The sequence below is a fragment of the Nitrosovibrio sp. Nv6 genome, assembly GCF_900110495.1.
GTDB lineage: Bacteria > Pseudomonadota > Gammaproteobacteria > Burkholderiales > Nitrosomonadaceae > Nitrosospira.
Map to the genome: position 1 here is coordinate 63702 of NZ_FODX01000006.1, position 22069 is coordinate 85770.

The window sequence follows — 22069 nt, forward strand, 5'->3', positions numbered from 1 at the left end:
CGCCATTATAAGAAGGTACATATGATGGCATAGTTTTTGCTTAGTTAAAAGTGAATGAGGGAAAGGATGGGATTATGGCGCAGCAGAAATTATATGTTCGCTATCGTACAGACAGTCTCCGTCGCAAAAGGAAGTATCCGATTGTGGGTCGTTATCACTCTTCATCGCAGCCAGCATCCTAAATATCTGTAAATTGTTCGTTAATTTACCTAAGTTAAGTTAGGCATCTTTGTCATCTTTCTTAATTGTAGTTGTTGTGGATTGCTGTGCTGTTTCAATAGGTTGATTGCGGAAATACTCCAGTAACAATGATGGGTCATTATGGCGGCACAAGGAAAAGCTTCGGAAAACGCATTAACGCCTCCTTGTATTTTCAGCTTAAGCGATAGTGCTGGACCCATCCAAGACGTGCAGGCGCATGAAATCAGATTTGAAATACCCGTCCAATTTTGGTTTATGCTGAAAAAAAGAAATCTGCTTCCGCGCTAACAGCATTTGATGCTGAAAGCGGTTCCATATTAGGGCGTGGATGCTAGTCTGGATATAAGGATAAAACAGGCAGGGATAAAACAGGCAGGATAAAAAAGGTGCATCCGAGGCGGACTGATAATCAGGATACTAAGATAACTGCTTGAAACGAGCTTTCCAACCCATCTAACTAGACCAACTAATTCACGATATGGGTTTGTTCTCCTCTCTTTCCGCTGACCATCTCCAACGTTATTTCCGCATCATTCAGGAAGGACTAGCGGTGCGTCAACACTTTGACCTGCTAATGTGGCTACAGGGAGAAGTGCAGCAGTATCTGCCGCATGAGATCATGCTTGTCGGCTGGGGCGATTTCAGCTCGAATTCAATTCAGCACGACATTATTTCCCCATTACCCGGGGTTAGAACGGCGAGATCGGAATCGGCGGTCCTTTCTCCATTGTTGCGGACACTTTATAATCGCTGGATCGAACTAGGCAGAATGCCATGCGCATCAAATGTGGGGGCGACCGACACAGCTGGTTCCCGTATTGCGCAGGCAGGCAGCCCGAAATGTTCTTTTGGCATAGCTTTGCAAGGTATGCATTCATCGCTTCTGCATGGCATCAGCGACAAGCGCGGCCGCCACGACTGCCTTTACGTGATTTTCAGCTCACAGGATAAACTCAACGATTCCACACTTGGCGCAATGGAAATCCTGTTACCCTATCTTGACACCGCAATGCGCCGGGTAGCACCTTTGCCACAATCTTCCTGCCAGCCATCGTTCCTCGCGAATCCGCGAGAAAGCGAAAACCACGGACTGAGCGAGCGCGAAATCGAGATTATGGAGTGGGTAAGGAAGGGCAAAACCAATGCCGAGATAGGTAGTATTTTGTGCATTAGCTCCTACACTGTGAAAAACCATCTGCACCAGATTTTCCGGAAACTCGACGTTTACAATCGGGTGCAAGCGGTTTCCAAAGTTGAGCGCCGCGCCCGTCATGGCTGAAGCACATCCTACATTTTCCGCTTCAACCGTTTCCACGCGGCATGCCCAGGGGCCGCTCGGCAATAATATGCTTAGCGCTGTCGAGGCCATACTGGACCCTGCTGTACTGACACTTTCACTCTGGCTTGTGAGCGTCAGTATTGAAGGAGAATTGCTTCCGCCCTACCTGATCCTTGCCGTCATTGTGTTTTCGATCACCTTTCCGGGTTCCTCGCGTCTGCAATCTTCGGTCAAATTACTAATTTTCCATGTCCTCTACAGTTGGTTCTGGGTAGCTCTGCTGCTGTTCTTTCTTGGCTTTGCCACCGGCTACATTGCCGAATTCTCCCGTGAGGCCCTGATCACCTGGCTCTGGGTGGCGCCGATGAGTCAGATCGGGGCACATCTGGCGCTACGGTCCGTGGCTCCTTATCTGCTCATGCTGCAGGGACCACCGCAGCGGGCCATCATTGTGGGGATGAACGAGCAGGGCGTTGCGCTGGCCAGCCGGATTCATGAGACACGCTATTCGAAAATCGAACTGTCCGGTTTTTTCGATGACAGAAACCAGAGCAGACTTCATCAGGCCGGGCATGGCTCACTGCTCGGCAGGCTCCGCGAACTCCCTGATTTCGTCAAGGAAAACCGCATCCAATTTATCTATCTTTCGCTGCCGATGGCCTCACAGCCGCGCATTCTGCACGTTCTTGATGAACTGAAAGACACCACGGCCTCAATATACTTTGTACCTGACATGTTTATTACCGACCTTATCCAGGGCCGCAGCGGAACAGTTTGCGGCACGCCGGTCATTTCCGTATGCGAATCGCCTTTTACAGGCTCCAACGGTGCCATCAAACGGGCTAGCGATATCATTCTATCCCTGCTCATCCTGGCGTTGATTTCACCCCTCCTGCTACTTATCGCGATCGCCATAAGATTGGATTCGCCGGGCCCTGTCATTTTCAAACAGCGCCGTTATGGTCTGGATGGAGAAGAAATCGTCGTATATAAGTTCCGTTCGATGCGTGTCTGCGAAGATGGCGATACTATCCTGCAGGCGCAGAAGGGGGATAGCCGCATCACGCGCATCGGCGCTTTTCTGCGCAAGAATTCCCTTGACGAATTGCCACAGTTCGTCAACGTCCTGCAGGGCCGCATGAGCATCGTCGGCCCTCGGCCTCATGCTGTGGCCCACAACGAAATATATCGAAATCTGATAAAAGGTTACATGATCCGCCATAAGGTCAAGCCAGGAATTACCGGCTGGGCCCAGGTCAACGGCTATCGCGGCGAAACTCGAACTCTCGATAAAATGCAGGCGCGAATCGATCACGATCTTGATTACTTGCGCAACTGGTCGTTACGGCTCGATCTGCATATCATCCTCAAGACCATCCTGGTGGTCCTGAAGGATCGGGCCGCCTATTGAGATTCAATCATTGCCGCTACGCTTACATCTATCTACATTGTCCGACAATAATACTTTTGCTATCCTTCTCTATTCCCCAGCCGGGCAAGGTGATACCCTTGCGGTATTTTGTGTCATGGAAAGATAGAGCCCTCTAATGAAAAAAATATTGCTCCCAAATCTTTCTCTACCTTATAGACGCTGTCTCGCGATTATTATTCCTTCATGTTTCTTGCTGGCCGCGTCGCATTCCGCAGCACAACAGGCCAAAGTTGCCCCCGGGGATACGTTCGGCGCGACGGTTGGCAGCACGTTCATGTACGATACCAACGTTTTCCGTATTTCTCCCCTTATTGACCCGGCTGCTTTAACCGGCAAACCAACTAGATCGGATCAGATCATAACTTCAACGGCAACACTTAGCCTGAACAAGGTTTATTCGATGCAGCGTTTCGAGGTCAACGGCAGCCTCGTCGATAACCGTTATAACAATTTTGATTTTCTGAATTTCCTGGGGAAAAACTATACGGCCGCCTGGCATTGGTATCTGACTCCTTATCTTCACGGCAGGTTGACCAGCAGTCACAGTGAGGCGCTCAACAATTTCGCGAATCTAACCGGTTTCGCCAACTCTACCACTCGTAATCTTCGCACTACGGACAACTTCCATTTTGAGGGAATTTTCGAAATTGACAGGGCTTGGCACATCATTGGCGGTATTGACCACAACGTATACAAGAACAGTCGAGTTACTGTGCAGGACTTTAACAGCAAGGTTTTCTCAGTCGAAGGAGGCATTCGTTATTCTTTTCTTTCGAGCAGCTCGCTAACCTATAAGGTAAGAAGTGGGCAAGGAGAATTCATCAATAGAGCGGCACCCATTGTCGAAGCTCTCTTCGATACCCGTTTTGACGAGATGGAACATGAAGTTCGTCTGATCTGGCCCGTTACCGGAAAAACTTCCATTAACGCTCGCGCCGCCTACTTGAAGCGTGAACACGTACACTTTCCTCAGCGCGACTTCGGCGGATTCGTAGGTAACTTCAATCTAAACTGGGCGATTACCGGTAAAACACAGATCAACGCAGGTTGGACGCGCCAACTCTCCAACTATCAAACTGCGTCGTTTGCCTTTCGGCATCCTATCTTTGAGCGTTTCTCCAGCAGTTTCATTGCCACTGATCGCTTCACGGTAGCCCCGATCTGGCAGATTAGTGACAAAATCGCGTTGCGCCTGCGCTATGACTTTGTCCTTAGCGATTTCCAGGGCGCTGTCATCCCGCTCCCCGCGGGTGAACGCAGCGATTCGATGCATTCAGCTCTCGTTGCTTTGGATTGGCAACCTTTAAAAGCGGTGTTTATCAGCGGATCCCTCCATAGGGATCACCGTAATTCCAACCTCAGAGGTTTCGACTTCGATAGTTCTGCAGCCAGTATTTCGGCAAAACTTAACTTCTGATTATCAAGCAGGCAAAAGCCATGGTGAAATGTTGCGGAATATAGCTGATTCAACAAACGAAGCCCCGTCGGACCGGAGTAATTTTCCCGGCCTGACCGTCGTGCCTATCAACCTGTACATTGGGGGTTAATATAGTACATATGGACTATTGCGCTGAAAGTGCTACCTCCGCTACCGTGCATTCAGCCGAGTGGTATTTCGCGGAATCTCATACTGTGCAGTTTATTGATAAAAGACACTACTTGACGCATTCTTCTATTGTCGGGTTTTCCTTATGAGGTCATTGGATTTGAGCTTAAAAACTAAACTGACGACTGATAGCATTGGGTATATTCTTTCCGTAAGCTTTTCTTTTTTCGTGCTTCAACGACCGTTACGATAATGTAATTCTGTATGGGCAAGATGTGCTGTAACTCTCGCGTTAGCGAAGCCAGTTAGGGCATACAAGCTGATGGGCCTTATAAATATGGGGCGTTCTACTTAGGTTCTGAATGTTATTGGTATTTACATTTTTTCATTCAAGGCGCATATGAGATTCAGCCGCAAGAAAGTCATACCACAAATAATTTCCCTGTCACTTGCGCTAGGGCTGGCAGGTTGTGGCAGCAAAGATGTCGAGAAACCCGCCAGTCAGATAGCAGCTAAAGTCAATTCGGGCGAGATCTCCGTTCATCAAATTAATTACGTACTCTCTCGCGCCAGTGCGGGCGCCAGCAAACCTGAAATGGCGCCGAAGATTCGCCGCGAAATTCTCGACAGACTTATCGATCAGGAATTGGCCGTCGAACAAGCCGTGGGCAAGAAACTTGACCGTTCACCCGATGTCCTCATGGCAGTGGAAAATGCACGCCGGGAAATTCTTGCCCGAGCTTACATCGAGCAATTGACCGCGGCGATGGATAAACCCACTATCGATGAAGCCAAGAAATATTACTCGGAAAATCCGCAGCTCTTTGCCGAGCGCCGCATCTACAACATTCAGGAAATTGTGGTTCCGGCAACTGCCGGGGTCACTGAAGAATTGCGCGAAATGTTGGACACTGAGAAACCCATGGAAAGTATAGCGAATTGGCTCAAGGGCAAGGGAATCAAATTTGCGGCTGGCAGCGCTACACGGTCGGCCGAACAGATTCCGCTTGAACTGCTGCCTAAAATACATCCGCTGAAAGTCGGCCAAGGCCTGATTATTCAAAATCCGCAGTCCGTCACCGTAATGCGACTCGCCGCAGCGCAGTCGGTACCTGTATCGGAAGAAGCGGCGCTACCGCGTATCCAACAGTTTCTGGGAAATCAGCGTGCATCGGAAGCTGCGAAGCAGCAGTTCAAGGAGCTTAAATCCAAGGCTAAAATCACTTATATGGGTGAATTCGCGGATATGGATACCGGTACGGCATCCCAATCGGGTTCAACTCCGGCTATGGCGCAGGCTACAGATGTGAGGGCGCTGAAATCCAAGGCTGATATCGGTGTGGAAAAAGGTGTTGCAGCTTTGAAGTAGAAGTCTTGTCCAATTTATAGAATGTGCATAAGGAAATTTGAAACCATGATCCAAGCTCTAATACGTATACTGGCCCTTCTTTTTGCCCTGTCTGCGGGAAACGCGCTGGCGGGAGACAATCTCGACTATCCACTTGGCCCGGGGGACGTGTTGCGTATTCAGGTTTTCCAGAACCCTGATCTCACAACTGAAACCCGCGTTTCCGAAAACGGCTCTATCACTTATCCCCTTGTCGGCCCGGTGGAAGTCGGCGGCCTGTCTATTGCTGACGCCGAGCAGAAGATTGCCACCGCACTCAAGAACGGCCGCTTCGTCAAGCAACCGCAGGTTAACATCGTCCTCTTGCAGATGCGCGGCAATCAGGTAAGCGTGCTCGGCCAGGTCAACCGACCGGGGCGTTTCCCGCTCGAAACTCTCAGTCGCGTCAGCGATATGCTTGCCGCTGCCGGCGGAGCCTCCCAGACCGGCGACGACTTTGCCATTGTCACAGGCATACGCGATGGCAAACCCTTCCGCAAAGTAATAGACATCCCCGCACTCTACCTCACCGAGAGATCAGACGAAGATATGATCCTCGCCGGTGGAGACACAATCTATGTCCATCGCGCACCAGTTTTCTACATTTATGGCGAAGCACAGCGTCCCGGCGCCTATCGAATCGAGCGTGGCATGACAGTCATGCAAGCGTTGGCTCAAGGCGGTGGCCCAACCCAGCGCGGCAGTGAGTGGTGGTTGCGTCTTCATCGGAAGAATGCTGATGGCAATGTCGAGAAGATTTCCCCCGAGATGACTGACACCGTGCTGCCTAACGATATCATCTACGTTCGCGAAAGTATTTTCTAATCATGGTCGAGATGTAATGACACTCCAACAATTCCTGCTTATCCTGCGAGCGCGTTATAAGATAGCTCTTCTCACGCTGCTGGTTACGGTATTAACTACCCTTGTGGTCAGCCTGCTGTTACCTAAGCAATATACCGCCAGTTCCGCGGTGGTTGTTGATGTCAGATCGCCCGATCCTATTGCGGGCATGGTTCTGCCCGGTATGGCCAGCCCCGCATACATGGCTACGCAGGTAGATATTATCGATAGTGATCGCGTAGCTCAGCGTGTAGTCAAGCTGCTACGCATGGACGAAAGCCCGGTTATCCGAGAGCAGTGGGTAGACGCCACGGGGGGCACAGGTGATTTTAACGCCTGGCTGGCTGATCTGTTAAAACAGAAGCTTGACGTCAAACCGTCGCGTGAAAGCAACGTGATCAACATCGAATTCAGTGGCGCTGATCCCAATTTTGCCGCCACGGTGGCGAATACTTTTGCTCAAGCTTACATCGACGTCAACCACGATCTCAAACTTGCGCCCGCCCGCCAATCCGCGGCATGGTTTGAAGATCAAACCAAGGCGGTGCGTGAGCAGCTGGAAAGAGCCCAGGAGGCACTTTCGGCCCATCAGCAGAAAACAGGAGTGGTCGCCACCGACGAGCGTCTGGATTATGAAACCGCCAAGCTCAATGAACTCTCCTCGCGGTTAACCAACGTTCAGACTGAAACCACGGATAGCAGCAGCAAGCATAAATCCACCAGCTCCGAAACGCTGCCTGAAGTGATGCAAAGCCCGCTGATCAATAGTCTTAAATCAGACATCGCTCGCCTTGAAGCAAAATTTCAGGAGAGCAACGTGAATTTGGGCGTAAACCATCCACAAACAAAGCGTACCCAGTCTGAACTTGCCTCCCTCCGCAGAAGACTCGCAAGCGAAACTCAACAAATCGCCAGCAGCATGGGCACTTCTTACGAAGTCGGCAAGCAAAAGGAAAAAGAGTTGCTGGAAGCTATGGAAGCTCAAAAAAAACGCGTGCTTGAGCTCAATAGGGAGCGAGATGGAATCGCTGTGCTCATGCGCGATGTCGAGGCTGCGCAACGTACATTTGAAGCCGTAAGTCAGCGTGCCGCCCAGACCCGCCTTGAAAGCCAATCCGTTCAGACCAATGTTGCAACTCTGAACCCAGCCACAGTACCGACCCAGCATTCTCGACCGAAAATCCTGCTCAACGTTCTGATCTCCATTTTCCTCGGCTCGCTGCTTGGAATAGGGATTGCTTTGATGCTCGAACTGGCTAACCGCCGGATACGTTCAGCAGACGACCTTCTCCAGGCCATTGATCTGCCAGTGCTTGCGGTTATTCCAGGCCACGGGGCTCGCGAAGTTCCCAAGTTACCCAAGCTACCCAAGTTGCCTAAACAGCTTGGATCCGCAGCGAGCTGAACACCAAAAAAGGGAACCCAGACCATGAAACCGGTAAGCGCAGCCTTCCAAACCTTCAAGCGGAATCAGACCACGAATCCTGGCGAGCCATCGATTTACGGTAAAGCCCAGCTCAACGGCGCCGGCGGTTCGATTGGAGCCATCCTCGTCGATACCGGACGCCTCTCTGCAGAAAACGCCGAGCGCATTCTACGGCTGCAAATAGAGCAGGGCAAGCGCTTTGGCGATACTGCCATCGGGTTAGGGTTGTTAACCGAAGACGATGTTCGCTTTGCACTATCGCGTCAATTTAACACCCTCTACCTTCCTGCGGGCGATAACAGCCTTAACCATCAGTTAGTGGCCGCCTATAAACCTTTCAGTCCGCCTGTCGAGAAACTTCGTGCCTTGCGAAGTCAACTTATGTTGCGCTGGTTCGATGCAGAGGCGCGGCTGAATTCACTCGCCATCGTGAGCCCTGGCACGGGGGAAGGGCGCAGTTTCATTGCTGCCAATCTGGCTATCGTGTTTTCGCAGCTTGGCAAGCGCACCTTACTCATCGACGCCAACCTGCGTGCGCCACGTCAGCACGAATTATTCAAGCTCGGCACTAATCCCGGTTTATCCGGTATGCTTGCCGGTCGCGTCGGCATCGAAGCCATCGCCCGTATGCCTTCACTGCCTGGGCTCTCGGTACTACCGGGTGGCGCAGTGCCACCTAATCCGCAGGAACTGCTCGGTCGCGCAGGCTTTCATGAGTTGTTGCAATCGCTAATACGCGAATTTGACGTTGTCATCATCGACACCCCTGCTGCACGCGACTATGCTGAAACACAAATGATCGCGGCCCGTGCGTCTGCTGCCCTCATTGTGGTTCGCAAAAATCTTACTTCAATGCCCGACACGATCGAATTAGCCAACAGTCTTCAACAGACAGGCACGTTGTCGGTGGGGTCAGTGCTGAACGACTTCTGAGTGAACCAAGATGGAAGAGATGAATCTGGGTTTGTGAGCATGATACCCGCCTCTCTGCATCTACCCGGCAGCGCTGCAATCATTTTTGAGGTAACCAGGCAAGTTCTTGCCCCCCATTTTTTGCCAACCTTTCTTTCTCTCATTGGGGATTGGAATCTGGATGATCAGCATTCCTCAACTACTAACATGGTGCTAACTGCGTCTTATACGTTCTATGGCAAGCAACGCCGTACCAATGAGGCTGCCCGATACGTCTGCCGCAAGATCCAACCATCCTGCCTGCCGGCCGGGCAGATACATCTGATGCCATTCATCAAGCATACCGACCAACAGCGACCCCAAAAGTGCGACGACCAGCCTGCGCTTTCCCGGCAAGCCGCTAGCAACACCAATTGTCCAGGCGAGCAACGCAAAAATAGCGCCGTGAGCGAATTTATCCCATGGCTCCGGTATCAGATTCACGGCAACAGGTTGCGCGCCTCCAACAAACAAGCTGACAACGATCCCGAGCGTCAACAGCATGGCTGTGGCGCGGACGGAGCGAGATAATGGGTGTTGCGAAAACAAGATGAGCATTAATTCTTCAATTATCTTCAATAAAAAAAACCTGCCGGAGGGATGGCGCAACCGGCTACCCATCTGGCTGCCTATCATCGGGGGATTAATCGTACTTTATTTGCCGAGCCTGGTCGATCTATTTCGAGGCATCTGGAGTACCGACCAGCAAGCGCACGGTCCCATTGTACTTGGCATCGCCTGCTGGCTTATTTATCGCAAGTGGCCCGAAATGTGGCGCTTGAGCGAGGACCAGCCCACTGCCCCTGTAGCCGGCTGGCCCATCTTTATTTTCGGTCTGCTACTCTATGTCATTGGCCGGTCCCAAGAAATTCTGCTCTTTGAGATCGGTTCGGTCATCTGGCTGCTTGCGGCTATTCTCCTGCTCATGCGTGGCGGCGCCGCGCTAAAGGCGCAATGGTTTCCGCTCTTCTTCATGCTATTCATGATTCCTCTCCCCTCCTCGGTTGTGGATGCCTTGACGATGCCCATGAAGATGGCGGTTTCCTATGTTGCCGAGACCATTCTTTTCTGGGCGAACTATCCCATCGCCCGTACGGGAGTTATCCTCCAGATTGGGCAATACAAGCTGCTCGTAGCAGATGCGTGCGCGGGCTTGCATACCCTCTTTACGCTCGAGGCGCTGGGTCTGCTTTACCTTAACATCATCCGGCACGATTCCTTGTTCCGGAACGTCGCCCTTGCTATTTTTATCGTTCCGATATCCTTTACCGCCAACGTCATCCGCGTAATGGTATTAACGCTGATTACATACCATTTTGGTGATGAGGCGGGGCAAGGCTTCTTGCATGGATTCGCGGGCATGGTGCTCTTCCTTAGTGCGCTGCTGCTGATCATCGGGGTGGATTCGCTGTTGCAGCTCAGCGTCAAGCTGCGGCGTGACCGTAGCGCCTTAAGTAGCGTGTAACAATGAATCTCTGGCTCAGAAACTTCCTTCTTCTAATACTCATGCTCGCTGCCTCGGGACTTGCGCTGGCTCTGCGTCCAACCCAGAAAATTGCCGATCAGGGGCCGGCCATCGATCTGGAAACGATAATCCCGACGACGTTCGGAGACTGGCATGTGGAGCAGCAGAATTCCGTGCAAATTGTCGACCCGCGGCAGAAGGAAATGATTGACAAGATTTACACTCAGACTCTCAGCCGCACCTACATAAACAGCCGCGGGTATCGCGTCATGCTTTCGATAGCATATGGAGACGACCAGAGGGACTCAATGCAAATGCACTATCCCGAAATCTGCTATCCCGCGCAGGGATTCTTGCTCGAGGGCAAAGAAGCAGGCAACTTGGCTACTGGAAGCGGTTCAATTCCCGTTACTCGCATACTGACCAGTCTCGGCCAGCGCAACGAGCCGGTGACCTACTGGACCATAGTTGGCGATCGGGTATTTCAAGGCGGGCTTCAGAAGAAACTTGCTGAAATGAGATACGGTATGACCGGCAAAATCCCCGACGGTATGCTGATCCGCATTTCGTCTATCGATGGCGAAACAGCGAATGCATACGACATACAGACTCAATTTGCCGATCAGATGCTTCATGCTTTAGAACCGGAATATAGGAGAAAGTTGAATGGCAACGCGCGAATCAACTGATCCAGTGAAAAAGATCGCCCTCATCACGGGCATCACTGGGCAGGATGGTGCTTATTTAGCTGAATTTTTGCTCAAAAAGAATTATATCGTTCACGGAATCAAGCGCCGCTCGTCGCTGTTCAATACCGACCGCATCGATCATCTATATCAGGATCCGCACGTTTCGCAACGCAACTTTATCCTGCATTACGGGGACTTGATCGATTCAACGAATCTGATCCGCATCATCCAGCAAGTCCAGCCTGACGAAATCTACAATCTGGCCGCAATGAGCCATGTCGCGGTCAGCTTTGAAACGCCAGAATATTCCGCCAATGCGGATGGCATTGGCACATTACGAATACTGGAGGCCATCCGCATCCTTGGGTTGGAAAAAAAAACGCGTTTTTATCAAGCCAGCACCTCTGAACTCTATGGTTTAGTGCGGGAAACTCCGCAAAATGAGACAACGCCTTTCTATCCTCGCAGCCCTTATGCGGTGGCAAAGCTATATAGTTATTGGATTACGGTCAACTACCGCGAAGCCTATGGCCTTTATGCCTGTAATGGCATCCTCTTCAATCACGAAAGCCCCATTCGCGGGGAAACCTTCGTAACCCGCAAGATTACTCGCGCGCTTGCCCGGATTAAACTTGGCCTGCAGGATTGTCTCTATCTAGGTAACCTGGACTCCCGGCGTGATTGGGGTCACGCTCGCGATTACGTTGAGATGCAGTGGCTGATGCTACAACAGAACCGGGCAGACGACTTCGTCATTGCTACCGGTGTCCAGTATAGTGTCCGTGATTTCGTAAACGCGGCAGCAGAAGAGCTTGGTATACATATAAACTGGGAAGGTCACGGTGTCGACGAAATAGGGCGCATCGATCAGACATGTCCAGTTCGGGAATCGCGAGTTATCGTACGTGTAGATCCCCGGTACTTCCGTCCAACTGAGGTCGAGACTCTGCTCGGCGATCCATCCAAGGCCCGGAAGAAACTCGGCTGGGCGCCAAAGACTACCTTCAGGGAACTCGTCAGCGAAATGATTCGGGAGGACCTCAAGAGCGCTGAGCGAGATGAACTCGTCAAGAAAAACGGGTTTGGCGCTTATGACTATCATGAATAGGAACCGATAGACATGGACAAAAATGCCAAAATTTATATAGCCGGTCATAACGGTTTAATCGGGTCAGCTCTTGCACGCAATCTTAAGGCGAAAGGCTACCTCAATCTCCTGACCCGTACTCATGCTGAACTCGATTTAACCGACCAGAAAGCAACAGAGGCTTTTTTCGCTGCTGAGAAGCCCGACTACGTTTTCCTGGCTGCCGCAAAAGTAGGTGGTATTTATGCCAACAATACCTATCGTGCCGATTTTATCCGGGACAATTTAACCATTCAGACTAATGTGATTCACGAGGCACATCGCAATAAGGTCCAGCGATTAATCTTTCTAGCTTCCAGTAGCATCTACCCCGCCCTTTCCCCACAACCTATTAAGGAAGAATACCTCCTCACGGGTCCGCTGGAGCCGACTACTCAGCCTTATGCTCTCGCAAAGATTGCAGGGATTGAAATGTGCTGGAGCTATAACCGGCAGTATGGCGCCCAGTATTTGGCCGTAATACCCACGAACCTCTACGGACCCGGGGATAATTATGATCTCAACACCAGCCACGTCATTCCGGCATTGATACGGAAGTACCACGAGGCCAAGGTCAACGGCGCACCCACGGTCACTGTTTGGGGGACAGGTACGTCGCGCCGGGAATTCATCTACAGTGAGGACATGGCCGAGGCCTGCGTGTTCCTGATGAATTTGAGGGATGACGATTATTCCCGATTACTGTGGCCGGCCGGGACGCCGCTGGAGTCTACCGCTTTGGGCCTTGCACCTCTAATAAATATCGGGGTGGGCGAGGACATCACCATACGCGAGTTGGCGGAGATGATAGGTAAGGTCGTAGGCTACTCGGGTCGCATGGAATTCGACCGCACCAAGCCGGACGGCGCTTCCCGCAGGCTGATGGATATTTCGAGGTTGAGCTCTCTCGGATTCAGGTCCACTTTAGGGTTAGAAGAAGGGTTGACTCGAGCCTATGCAAACTTCCGCGCTACTAAGTGCTGACTATGGGCACAGCAAACATACCTCCCTCGCCCGGGTTAACCGAACCTTATGGAAATTCCATTTGATACGTGGATCTAGGACAAAATGGACCTGCCCGAATAAAATTCGTGAGCTTCAGCAGACGCGGCGACTGCGTTGGACGTTTGTCAACGCGACTTGCTGATGAGCCGCCCGGAATGATTGTCATAGACAATTCATTCATACTTCATGTTCGCCCAACGTCCAAAAAACATTGGAAGCAATCGTCCCGGAAACTGATACAACGCGATAGTCGTTTCTGCATGTCCTCATGTTATTGCTCAGCCAGAGGTGTGCAGGCTTCACTTTCATGTGGAATCGAATTTACTGTAAGAACTCCCGAGAACCTGTTTATTAAGACACCGTTTACCCCAACCTTCGGGCCCCCACCCCAATGCTACAAACCCGTCCCCTAGCACACAGCGTCTTCCCGATATCTTTGCTGTTCGGTGTTTTTGCCATTTTCGTGGGGTTGCTGTGCGCGGTATTGCCCCTGGCGGCCGCATTGCTGATGGCAGCCGCCGTGGGAGCGGTAGTGGTCTTCATCGCACCCATACGGTGGGTTACAACCCTGGAGCTTATTCTCGCAACTGTGATTGCGGGTGCCGTGGAATATTTTCTAGGGATAGCCCAAGCTAACTGGGTGCCCTATTTGCTGGCTCTCTTACTGGGCTTGCGCGCACTAATGGAACGAAAAACGCCGCATGAAAAAAAAATCGCAGCCACCATTCGGTCGCCCCGGCCATGGTTCATCCTGCCCTTGATAATGTATTTCCTCACCATATTGGCTTCTGTCGGGTTCAACCTTTCACCTCTCGCGCAACTCGTCGTGGGTCTCAAAAACTATGTGTTCATGTTTGGGCTGTTTCTCGCCTTCCTCGCTGTCCGACCCTTCGATACAACAACGGCACTCGTTTGGAAGGCACTCATAATTGTCGCGTGTGTTCAATTACCCGTAGTCCTGTATCAGAAATTCTTTATTGCAAGCGGCCTATCTAACGTGGGTGGCGCTGCCGGCTTGAGCTGGGATGCGATATCGGGCACTTTTGGCGGGAGCCTGCTTGGGGGCCGCTCGGCTGCTATGGCGCTCTTCGTCATCATGGCAGTCGTCGTTTCTTTGGTCGCATGGCGCAATCGCAAGATTAGCCTTTCCCGTTTACAATTGATTTGCTTACTAGTCCTCCCATCGCTAATTCTTGCTGAGGTAAAAGCCGCTATCGTCTGGCTTCTTTTTTCCGGCACCCTGGTTTTTTCTCGTCAAATTAGAACCCGCCCTCTTGGATTTCTGGTTGCGGTGCTTATGCTCCTGACAGTTGCTGTTGGCATCGCCGCCGCATATAAAGCGATGTATTACGATGGAGGCAACCGCTCGGGTGGCTACGCCGAACTCTACGATAAACAGATCACATATTTTTTTGATCCGGATTTGTTCAATGCGGGAACACGCGAATTGGGACGAACGGCTTCCATTATTTTCTGGTGGGACCAGCACGATATTTCTGATCCCGTTCGGATGATAGTCGGACATGGACTGGGCGCGAGTCGTGGGAATAGTTCATTTGCGGTGGGTGAAGTAGCGAAACTTTACGATTTTCTTATCGATACCTCGACTGTGACAACGTTGCTGTGGGACCTTGGACTTTTAGGCTTAGTGTCCTTTATAGGCGTTCTTTTTCTTGGTGCCATTGAAAGCTTCCGGCTTGCTCGTCGAAAGGATTTACCGCTGGAGTTGCAGTCAAGTATCGAGTGCGCCGGAATCGGCCTGCTCCTGATCTTGAGTGGACTCATTTACAACCGGGATGCTCTAGACGCTTCGGCGGTTCAGTTTCTGATCTACTTTTTCCTTGCTATCCTAGCGCGTGCAAAGGCCTATGGCATCCGGAGCCCGGCAGCATGACAAATGCCCATAGCCATCCTTTTTCCGGATGGCAGATCCGAAGCAGTTTAGGTTACTTCACCGTTGGCAAAATTGCATCAGGCCTGATCGGTTTGGTATTGCTGGTCGTATTGGTCCGTTTGTTACCAGCGACCGAATACGGCGCTTACGTTATATGGGTTGCGATCATGGAGATCACACTCCTGGTCAGCAATGCCGGAGCCTATCCGATAGCGCAGCGCTATATTACTGAGGCTCGTCTGTCCCCCAACTTGCCCTGGCTACCTAGGCTGGTGTGGGGCTCGCTCACGTACCGTCTTCTAACACTGGCAATTGCAGCGGCGGCGTTGCTCATTTTTGCCCAGAACCTGTTGGACGCCGTAGGCCTGACAGTATTCTCCGAGTTATTTTTGCTATATGTTTTTGCCATCGTATTCGAAGGCGCAGCCCGTTACATCGATTTGGTATTTGACGCGCTATTGCAGCAGGGTCGCAGTCAGTTTTGCATTTTAATCCGAAGCGGTACGCGGTTAGCCGTAGTGCTTAGCCTTCTATATATGAAGGGAACCCTCACCCTGCAGGACGTAATCTGGATGGAAGTCATTGCCGCCCTCTTTGGCTTTTCAATCTCAACCTTAATATTATTCTTTTACCTGCGCCAGGTGTGCGCCGGATTGAAAATAACTAGCAACAAGGGACCCTTCGAACTAAAAAGAATTTTCGTATTCTCCCTTCCGCTTTATGTTGCCCAGTGCATGTCTCAGTTATACAGTCCAGATGCGGTAAAAATGGTTATCAGCCGCTTTCTAGGCGTGCTGGAGGCAGCGGCGTTTGGTCTTGCCCATGCATTCGGCCTCGTTCTGCAACGCTACCTGCCGGCGCAATTGTTAATTGGACTGATTCGGCCAGTGCTGGTCGCCCGCAGGGCCGGCGGCGGCAGCAATGATGAGCTGGTTCATATCGGCAATCTAATTCTCAAGGTGAACCACTTCTTTCTCATTCCCGTTATTGCATTTTTCGGCATACGGGGATTCGAGTTCGTTTCAGAGGTTTCCAATGGGAAACATCTTGCTGCCGGTCATCTGCTTTTCTGGTTATCAGGCCTGCTCCTCCTTCAAGGCCTGCATACTATTTTATCCGCTGTTGCCATAGCCCTCGAGGACCGTCGGGCAGTGCTTGCTGGGACTTTCGCAGCTGCTCCTGGCATCCTCGCCGGCATTGCTCTCTCCGATAACTTTGGAGCAAACGGTATGGTAGCAGGTCTCTGGATTAGCGAGTTACTTTGGTGCAGCGCTGCCTGGTGGTGCTTGCGCAACGCAAAATTTCACTTTCGGATCAACTGGGGCAGTTGGCTCAAACTGGCAGCCTGCGGTGGGTGCGCAGCATGGGTGGCAAACTGGAGTAGAGCACTCACGGATAATAGCTTGCTTGATCTTGGCCTGTGCGCTTTCATTCTGGGTCTGACTTATCTCGTTGTATGCAGCCTTCTGAAGCCGTTTTCGGCTGAAGAGCGATCCTCCATTAACAGATTGCTACCTTGGCCCATGTTCTTTTTTTAGCGAACTATTGTTCCATCAAGCGCTTCTTAATATTTTGGAGTTTCAGGATGAAGTTCTACCTGGCGGGTCAAACCAACTTTGGTAATCGGGGCTGCGAGGCGCTGACACGCACCGTTATCAGTACCCTCTCGGAAGAGTTCGAGAACACCTCTTTTCTTGTTCCCGCAACTGATCCCGAAGCCGATGCGAAGCAGTGGCCGCAAATGGCTCGCTATGGAGCGACGTTTGTCTCTGCAAACCACATACCCCCTGCAATAAAGTGGTGGAATCGGGCGATTCGTTTGGCGCCGTGGATCAAACCATTTTGGGAACCGTCTTATGCGTTGCCGTCTTATGCTTTCCGGGACATGTCGGAGTGCGATGCAATACTGATGATTGGCGGCGACACGATTTCGCTGGACTATGGATCAGGTTCGCTTTTCATGGCCAGTGGCTTCATGGACGCCGCCGCCCGGGCCGGCCATGCAACCATGCTAGTTGCCGCATCGATAAGTCCATTCAAGGATCCTGTGTTCGAGCGCTACATGGCGCGGCATCTCAAGCGATATTCCGTAATTACCGTGCGGGAAACGGAAAGTCTTGCCTATCTGAAGCATGTGGGGTTGGACAATGCGGTGTTGGTAGCTGATCCTGCGTTTGCGCTCGAGCCTGAGGCGGTCGAATGGGCGCACCCTTTGACTCAATCGAGTGCCGTGTTGGGATTCAATATCAGCCCGGTAATCGAAGAGAGCTGGCGGCGGGCTGGCAATTCAGGCAACCTTGTGGAGGAATCAGTTGCATTCCTCAGAAAAGTACTGGCAGAGACGGGTTTGAGAGTGGCACTTATACCGCATGTGGATCCGCTTGATGATAGCCTCTATAACAGCGATACCTCAATTCTTGATCGTATCCAAACCAGCTTAGGTGGACCTTCGGCGCGCCTGGTACTGGTCCCTAGAAGTTTTAATGCCGCGCAATTGAAATATCTTATTGGACGCTGCCGATACTTCATGGGAGGACGCACGCATGCCACCATCGCGGCTTGGTCACAGGGTGTCCCTACTATATCGTTCGCATATAGTACCAAGGCTTACGGCTTAAACAAGGACTTATTCGGCACACTTGACTTTGTCTTGCAAACCCCGCGGATCTCTCGCGATAGTCTTTGGAAAGCCTTTACTGAACTGAGGGAAAGCGAGAATTTTATCCGATCCCTGCTTGCCCAGCGCATTCCCGAATGGAAACGCAAGGCCTCATTAAGCGCAAATGTTCTAGCCGAACATTTAAAAACGCGAATATATTAATTGAACTATCGGGGTAGGCATTCCATGGGGACAACATCAACTGGTTTTATCAGGGAATAACCAGAGCTTGGCTGAGGAGAGGTATCAAGTGACAATCTATAATCAGTATACGAAACGCGATCGATTCAGAGTCGGGATTAAAATAAAATTGCGTCAAGCGCGCTCAATCTATGAACTTGGAATTTGTCATTTTAATAATCCGAAACATATCTTAGAAATTGGTCCAGGTGATGGTTATATCGCAGCTCTTACACGTGATGACGGATTTTCATATACGGCAGTGGAGGGTAGTGATTCAGTTGCGTCTCGGCTGCGGAATGAAGGTTTTTCGGTTGTCCAAACTTATGTTCCGCCATTACCGCCAGAGATAAGAGGTTCCCAAATCTGCTTCCTGCTTCACGTTATCGAGCATCTGACGAGTGCTGCGGAAGCATCACAGCTAATTTCACAAATTCGGAGTGCTCTGGATGAAGATGGCATTCTGGTAATCGCGTGTCCGGACTATGTAAAGTGGGGGCATTATTTCTTTGACTGCGACTATACCCATGCAATGCCATTTACTCGGCGACGCTTGCAGCAGCTTCTTCGGGACCATCAGTTTGAAATTGTTGAAGAAACAATTTATAGCGGACCGTTATTTGGCTATAGAAGTCTCTTGTTGGCTTGGTTCGCCAAACTTTTTTACCCTCAAATAGTCGACGATGTCGTTGGAAGATTTATTAAAAGGGATGCATTGAGTCGAGGATTATTTACCCTTTTGCCTAATCTCCTGGTTGTCGCAAGAAAACTCTAGATCCTGGGTCAACGTTTGGGACGACGCATAATATCGATCAATCAATCAGATCCTGGGGTAGCGGCTCCCCATTCAACCGGACACGGAGTCCACCGATGACAGGAGATAGGCATATGCCTGGTGAAATCCATAGTGCTTCAGATATCGAACGTATTGAAGTGGTCCACCGGGGTCGAGCGCCGCAGGCGCTGGTGCCGCGGTGCGTGAATTGAAAAAGTGGATTCGCGAGCTGGAGCGTGTACTGGGCAAGAAGACCATGGAAAATGAGATTTTGCTGACCGGCATGCGGGCATAAAACTGCACGGGTTTACGAAGGCAAGGGCGTCACGCTGCGCTCCAATTTACGCTGGTGCTCGGATGGTTTCGAGATTGCCTGCTGGAATTGGCAAGTGGTACGGGTTGTCTTTGCGCTGGATTGTTGTGATCGGGAAGTTATTAGTCATGTGGCCACTACCGGCGGCATTACCGTTGAGATGGTGCGGGACCTGATGATTGAAAGTGTCGAGCGGCGCTTTGGGCGGGCTGCACGGCCCCGCAGGAGCAGTCGATTGGCTCAGCGACAATGGCAGTTGCTACACCGCCAGAGAAACGGCAGTCTTTGCTCGGGATATTGGATTCATCAGCTGCTTCACGCCCGTCAGAAGTCCCGAATCGAACGGTATGGCCGAGGCCTTCGTCAAGACCTTCAAACGGGATTACGTGTATGTTACAGATCGTCCTGATGTCACAGCTTGACCAGTGGTTCGAGGATTGCAACGAATATCATCCTCACAAGAGGTTGAAGATGAAGTTGTCAAGGCAATTCATCGCAACCAGTTATTAACCGCATCCCCACCTGGTTTTCTGAGGAATAAATAGGCGGAATTCTGAAGGTGGGCGAAAGGTAAAAGGTCGGAGGTGTCGATAATGCTACGTTTATTTTTACTCGTACTGTGCCTGAGCTCGAAACCAGCTGCCGCAGATCAATGGCTACCGCTCGGAGATCAAGAACTTAGTGTCGCTCCTGGGAGTGCCCTCGATTTTTCCCAATTGGTCGAGGTGGGCCCAGCCGGCAAGCATGGCTGGGCCAAGGTGCTTGAGGATGGACATATCGGCTTTGAACGCCGCAGCATTCCCCAGCGATTTCTCATCGCATCGATGGGGTTCAGTAAGCTGAACGGGGGGTTGCCCGATAAAGCCGGAAGCGAGCGCCTGGTTCAGGAGCTGAAGCGCACAGGCTACAACATGGTGCGCTTGCATCAATTGGACGCTCATCTCATGACAGGCCGCTCGAAGGACTTCGATTTTGATCCGGAACAATTTGACCGCCTCCATTACCTGCTTGCTCAACTCAAGGAAACAGGGATCTACTGGATTGTCGATGGCTTGACCTCCAATAATGCCGCCTGGGGCGACGTTCGCCCGCACCGTTGGGTGAAAAAACACCACGCGAAAATGGACGTACTCACTAAATCGAAGGGTTTTGCGCATTGGGCGACACTGGTCGAGCGCCTTTGGGGCACGAAGAATCCGTATACCGGGAGCGCTCCGCTACAGGATCCTGCAATGCTGGGCATGATCTTGGTAAATGAAGGCGCTGTTGGTTTTCTCGCCGCCCTCGAAGGCAGTTATCCAGATAATCTCGGTCCTCTCTTCCGGGATTGGCTGAAAGATCGTTATCGAAATAATGCAGCGCTAAAGGCCGCTTGGGGGGGCGAGTTGAAAGCAAAAGAATCTGTTGACGGGGTGGTGGAAGTGCCTGCGACGGTTCGCGGACGTGGTCCCCGCAATGTAGACTTCGCTCGTTTTGTCAGCGACCTGGAACGTAAAAGCTATAAGGCGATGGAAGCGCATGTTCGTAAACTGGGTTTCAAGGGCTTGACAACCGCCTTCGACAACTGGCCACATTTCGGAGCAGATATTACTCGTACCGCTGTTCAGTGGGTCGATATGCATGCTTACCATGCTGAGGCCAGCGCGCATGGGCAGCCTGGCTCTAAAATTTCGCAATTAAGTATGCATGACAATGCTGCGAGTTATATCCGTGGACTCACCACTACGCGTCAATGGGGCAAGCCTTTTACAGTGACAGAGTACGGTCAACCTTTCTGGAACCGCTGGCGTCATGAGTCGGCCGCATTGATGCCGGCGGTGGCCGCTCATCAGGGCTGGGACGCGATCTCTCAATACGCCGAAACTCCTGTCCAGTTTGATTACGGACCATCGCCGTTCACCCGTATGCAGGCGATCTATCCATTTAATGTAGGAGCCGATCCGATCGCCAGAGGCGCAGAGCGACTCGCGGCGTTGCTGTTTCTGCGAGGCGACGTGGCGACAGCGAAAGGCCGCATTCATCTGCACCTGGACGCGGAGCGAGCGCTAACTCATAGCGCCGGATGGGAACGGGCACCGGAGAGTCTTTCCAAGCTCGCCTTCGTATCCGCTGTCGGGCTTGATTTTCGCTCAGAACCTGTGAAAAATCGCAAACGCGAGGTCTCGTTCGAGATGACAACCGGAAGGCCGATCTGGTCTGGTAAACTGGATACAGCGCTAACCCGCTCCGGTCTGGGTTCCGGCGATAGCCAGCTCGCTGTCTTACGCGATGCGGACATTATCGAAGCCTCAAATCGCACCCGATTGGATGCGGGGGTATTCGAGTCGGATACCGGCGAGGTCGTGTTTAATAATCAGACAAAACAGATAGAGGTCCTAACGGCCAAAACAGTGGCGCTGGTCCTTAGAGGCGGGTCAGCCACAACGGGTCCACTCACTGTAAAGGATGCGAGCGGCCCCGCCCTCTTCGCGCTTTCAGCACTGGACAATCAGCCAATCGCAAAAAGCAAACGGTTGCTTTTGTGGGTGCTGACTGACGCAATCAACAGTGGGATGAAGTTCAAGGATGATGAGCGGACGGCAATTAAGACTCTTGGAGGTTTTCCTCCACAAGTGCAGACGGTTTCTGCGACGCTGAAAATCGCAACTGAAGGCGACGCCAAGCTGAAGGCTTGGCCGCTCTCCCTCAGTGGCGCGCGCCGGCAGGCGGTTTCCCTCGTTCCAGTGCCGGGTGCCATTGAACTGCGATTGGACACGTCAAAATTGCGCGATGGCCCAGCGCTTTTTTTCGAGATTGCCGCCGAATGAATGCGATGGTAAGCAGGTCGGTCGGGATTTGCTCCGCTTTTCTGCATATAGACGACCCATGCTATTGACCCCGTGGGGCTTGGCAGGATTC

At 51.6% G+C, this 22069-nt stretch carries 17 protein-coding genes and 1 pseudogene; 17 read left to right on the forward strand and 1 reads right to left on the reverse strand.

The window, feature by feature from the left end:
- The first annotated feature begins 679 nt into the window (after positions 1-679).
- From epsA to epsG, 7 genes are all read left to right on the forward strand, one after another.
- Positions 680-1480: an XrtB/PEP-CTERM-associated transcriptional regulator EpsA gene (epsA, locus tag BMX66_RS12190; RefSeq protein ID WP_090882575.1), complete on the forward strand. Its 801-nt coding sequence runs from the start codon at positions 680-682 to the stop codon at positions 1478-1480.
- Entirely contained in the window at positions 1473-2891 is a 1419-nt protein-coding gene (locus tag BMX66_RS12195; RefSeq protein ID WP_090882578.1) for an undecaprenyl-phosphate glucose phosphotransferase, read from the forward strand. The genes epsA and BMX66_RS12195 overlap by 8 nt, the downstream gene beginning before the upstream one ends.
- Positions 2892-3027: 136 nt before the next feature.
- Positions 3028-4329, forward strand: coding sequence for an XrtB/PEP-CTERM-associated polysaccharide biosynthesis outer membrane protein EpsL (gene epsL, locus BMX66_RS12200; protein WP_090882580.1), 1302 nt, complete (start codon positions 3028-3030; stop codon positions 4327-4329).
- A 529-nt stretch (positions 4330-4858) separates the two neighbouring features.
- Positions 4859-5827: an EpsD family peptidyl-prolyl cis-trans isomerase gene (locus BMX66_RS12205; RefSeq protein WP_090882582.1), complete on the forward strand. Its 969-nt coding sequence runs from the start codon at positions 4859-4861 to the stop codon at positions 5825-5827.
- 45 nt (positions 5828-5872) lie between these two features.
- On the forward strand, positions 5873-6670 hold the full coding sequence (gene epsE / locus BMX66_RS12210) for a polysaccharide export protein EpsE (protein ID WP_090882584.1): 798 nt from the start codon (positions 5873-5875) through the stop codon (positions 6668-6670).
- 16 nt (positions 6671-6686) lie between these two features.
- Positions 6687-8093, forward strand: a complete 1407-nt coding sequence (gene epsF / locus BMX66_RS12215) for a chain length determinant protein EpsF (protein ID WP_090882586.1) — start codon at positions 6687-6689, stop codon at positions 8091-8093.
- 24 nt (positions 8094-8117) lie between these two features.
- Positions 8118-9047: a chain length determinant protein tyrosine kinase EpsG gene (gene epsG / locus BMX66_RS12220; protein ID WP_090882588.1), complete on the forward strand. Its 930-nt coding sequence runs from the start codon at positions 8118-8120 to the stop codon at positions 9045-9047.
- A gap of 192 nt (positions 9048-9239) precedes the next feature.
- Here the strand turns inward: epsG and BMX66_RS12225 are convergent, their stop codons facing one another.
- On the reverse strand, positions 9240-9623 hold the full coding sequence (locus BMX66_RS12225; protein WP_158593418.1) for a VanZ family protein: 384 nt from the start codon (positions 9621-9623) through the stop codon (positions 9240-9242).
- Between BMX66_RS12225 and xrtB the strand changes: the two genes are divergently transcribed.
- The 10 genes and pseudogenes from xrtB (at position 9616) to BMX66_RS12275 (ending at position 21978) form a co-directional block, all read left to right on the forward strand.
- Positions 9616-10530 (forward strand): exosortase B, encoded by a 915-nt coding sequence (gene xrtB / locus BMX66_RS12230; protein WP_090882590.1) that lies wholly within the window; start codon positions 9616-9618, stop codon positions 10528-10530. The genes BMX66_RS12225 and xrtB overlap by 8 nt on opposite strands.
- 2 nt (positions 10531-10532) lie before the next feature.
- A complete protein-coding gene (gene epsI, locus BMX66_RS12235; RefSeq protein WP_090882592.1) occupies positions 10533-11219 on the forward strand; it encodes an exosortase-associated protein EpsI, B-type in 687 nt (228 codons plus the stop codon).
- A gap of 4 nt (positions 11220-11223) precedes the next feature.
- Positions 11224-12327, forward strand: coding sequence for a GDP-mannose 4,6-dehydratase (gene gmd, locus BMX66_RS12240; protein ID WP_090882801.1), 1104 nt, complete (start codon positions 11224-11226; stop codon positions 12325-12327).
- Positions 12328-12339: 12 nt separating this feature from the next.
- Positions 12340-13329 carry a GDP-L-fucose synthase family protein gene (locus BMX66_RS12245; RefSeq protein WP_090882594.1) on the forward strand — a complete coding sequence of 330 codons (990 nt, stop codon included), beginning with the start codon at positions 12340-12342 and terminating at the stop codon, positions 13327-13329.
- Between the two features lie 412 nt (positions 13330-13741).
- The gene (locus BMX66_RS12250) at positions 13742-15244 is read left to right on the forward strand and encodes a hypothetical protein (protein ID WP_143058232.1); all 1503 of its coding nucleotides are present in this window, start codon (positions 13742-13744) and stop codon (positions 15242-15244) included.
- Positions 15241-16782 carry an oligosaccharide flippase family protein gene (locus BMX66_RS12255; RefSeq protein ID WP_090882598.1) on the forward strand — a complete coding sequence of 514 codons (1542 nt, stop codon included), beginning with the start codon at positions 15241-15243 and terminating at the stop codon, positions 16780-16782. The genes BMX66_RS12250 and BMX66_RS12255 overlap by 4 nt, the downstream gene beginning before the upstream one ends.
- Positions 16783-16829: 47 nt before the next feature.
- A complete protein-coding gene (locus BMX66_RS12260) occupies positions 16830-18065 on the forward strand; it encodes a polysaccharide pyruvyl transferase family protein (RefSeq protein ID WP_090882601.1) in 1236 nt (411 codons plus the stop codon).
- Between the two features lie 88 nt (positions 18066-18153).
- Complete coding sequence (locus tag BMX66_RS12265; RefSeq protein WP_158593419.1) at positions 18154-18858, forward strand: methyltransferase domain-containing protein; 705 nt, start codon at positions 18154-18156, stop codon at positions 18856-18858.
- 308 nt (positions 18859-19166) lie between these two features.
- Positions 19167-19716: pseudogene (locus BMX66_RS12270) on the forward strand (DDE-type integrase/transposase/recombinase); the annotation flags it as partial.
- A gap of 48 nt (positions 19717-19764) precedes the next feature.
- Positions 19765-21978, forward strand: coding sequence for a beta-galactosidase (locus tag BMX66_RS12275; protein ID WP_090882605.1), 2214 nt, complete (start codon positions 19765-19767; stop codon positions 21976-21978).
- Positions 21979-22069 lie beyond the last annotated feature (91 nt).